This window comes from Pelomonas sp. KK5, from assembly GCF_001984095.1.
In the GTDB taxonomy this organism is placed as follows: Bacteria; Pseudomonadota; Gammaproteobacteria; order Burkholderiales; family Burkholderiaceae_C; genus KK5.
Genome location: NZ_LYVQ01000419.1, coordinates 1 through 2,387, shown reverse-complemented (window position 1 = coordinate 2,387; position 2,387 = coordinate 1). Strand labels below are relative to the sequence as shown.

Sequence of the window (2,387 nt, the reverse complement as noted above, 5' to 3'; positions counted from 1 at the left end):
CGCGCCGACAGGCCCTGGCCGTTGATGGCGTAGCTGCCCTGCGGCGACGCGGCCGTGGCATCGGTGACGAAGCCCAGCGTGCCGGTGGTGGCGCCGGCCAGCGTCTCCGCGTTGACGAAACCGGTGACCCGGCCGCTCAGGGCCGGCAGCGGATCGTTGAACGCCTTGACCACCGCATCGGCCTCGTAGCTGAGCGTGGCCGGGGTGATGCTGGCGCTGAGCACCGGCGGGACCCGCCGGTAGTTGCCGGCGTCCGCGCCGGCGATGCCCAGCGCGGAAACACCGACGGCGATGCCGCTGCCCACGTCCGCGGCGCTGAAGCGGCCCTGCGCGGTGCCGGCCAGGCCCACCGTGTCGCCGGCCAGCAGGCCCTGCAGCGCCGGCGTGCCGAGCAGCGTGGCCGCGGTCGTGCCGTCGTAGACCTTGCCCTGAGCGGAGAGGCCGGACACGGCCAGCGTCGCCGGGGTGATGTCGGCCACCAGGCTGGCCGGCACTTGCAGGCTGTAGTTGCCGGCATCGGCACCGGCCAGGCTCAGGCCGCTGACGGTCACCGTCTTGCCCGTGCCCACGTTCTTGTCGGCGAAGCGCGCGCTGGCGCTGCCGGCCAGGCTCACCGCATCGCCGGCGACGGCGTTCGCCAGCGTGGCGGTGCCGGCCAGCGAGGCGGTGCCCGTGGCGTCGTAGGCCCGGCCGACCGCCCCGAGGCCGCTGACCTCGAGGTTCAGCGGCGTGATGGCGGCCACCGGCAGCGTGGCATAGGCGAGCTGGTAGTTGCCGGCATCGGCGCCGGCCAGGCTCAGGCCGCCCAGCGACACCGTCTTGCCCGTGCCCACGTTGCGGTCCGCGAAGCTGCCGGTGGCGGCGCCGGCCAGGCTCACGACGTCGCCGGCCAGCGGGCTCACCTGCGGCGTGCCGGCCAGCGTCGCGACGGTCGTGCGGTCGTAGACCTTGTCGAGCGCCGTGAGGCCGCTGACGTTGAGCGTGGCCTTGGCGATGCTGGCCGTCAGCGAGGAGCCGTTGGCCAGGCTCATCAGGTAGTTGCCGGCCAGCTCGCCGGCGGGGCCGTTGGCGATGCCGGCGAAGGGCGTCACGTGCTTGCCGATGCCGGCGCTGGCGTCGTCGAAGCTGCCCTGCGCGGCGATGGTCAGCTGCTCGCCGTTGACCAGGCCGCTGACGTTCGTCACCGTCACGGCGACGCTGCTGCTGCGGTCGTAGACCTTGTCCTGCGCCGCCAGCGTCAGCACCAGCGGCGCCTGCAGGATCTGGCCGCTGAGGGCGGACTGCAGCACCAGGCCGAGCACCGGCTTGCCGCTGCCGTCGACGAAGCTCAGCGCCGACGGATCCACCAGATGCAGGCCGGTGGTCCCGGCGTCCTTGGCGTCGAAGGCGAGCGCCGCCGCGGCGCCGAACACGCCGGTGGCCACCGCCGAGGTGGCGCTCAGCGAGGACGCTGTCGCGCCCGTCGTGCCGTCATAGGTCTTGCTGGCGGAGCCGCTGACGGTGGCGGTCTGCACGGCGCTGGACACCAGGCCGTTGCCGAGATCGGCCACCCAGTCGGCCGCGGCGGTGACGCCATGGCGCGTGAAGTCGTAGGCCAGCCCGCCGGCGTCGAAGACGTTGGGGTTGGTGACGTCGGCGCCCCAGAGGATCCAGCGCCCGCCGCCGCTGCCCACGTTCAGCGCGCTGGCGCCGGCGCCGTTGAAGAAGCTGTCCATGGCCGTGCCGCCGAGGCCGGACAGCACGATCGCGTCGCCGCTGCAGCCGGCGCAGACCAGCTGGGTCGCGCCCTGCAGATGCACGGTGGGCGCGTTGACGACGATCTTCTGGGCGCTGGCCAGCTGGTAGCCGCCGTCCAGGTTCACGAGCACGCCGGTGCCGCCGCCGGCGCTGGCGCCGAGCAGGCTCAGCGCGGCGCTCGCGGCGATGCTGCTGCCGCCGGTGATCGACACGCCATCGGTGGCGCCTGCGCCCTGGATGTCCAGCGTGCTGCTGCTGGACAGCTGGCCGTTGCTGATCGACACACCCGGCCCCGCCGTGGAGGAACCGGCCAGCGCGATGCTGCCGCCGGTGATCGAACTGCCGATCACGAGCACGCCGCTGGTGCTGCCGCTCGCGCCGCGCAGGCTGACGCTGCCGCTGCTGCCGGCATCGACCACCGCGTTGTTGGCCAGCACGACGCCGCCCGGCGCGGCGTTGACGAAGCTGCCGCCCTGCGGGGTGCTGCCCTGCCCCGTCCCGCCGATCACGATGTTGCCGCCGCTGCTGAGCACCGAGCTGTTGCTGATCGAGACCGAGCCGCCGAGGCTGGACGAGGCCGGGTTCACGCCGGCGCTGAAGGCCGCCGCCAGCGGGCCGCTGCCGGCGAAGATGGCGGCGTTGTCCAGCAG

The 2,387-nt window shown here is 73.9% G+C and carries 1 protein-coding gene; it reads right to left on the bottom strand.

Annotated elements, in window-relative coordinates; all coding sequences use genetic code 11:
- Positions 1 to 2,387, bottom strand: a 2,387-nt coding sequence (locus tag B0W88_RS34025) for an S-layer family protein (protein WP_233151907.1), incomplete at both ends; no start/stop codon positions are given.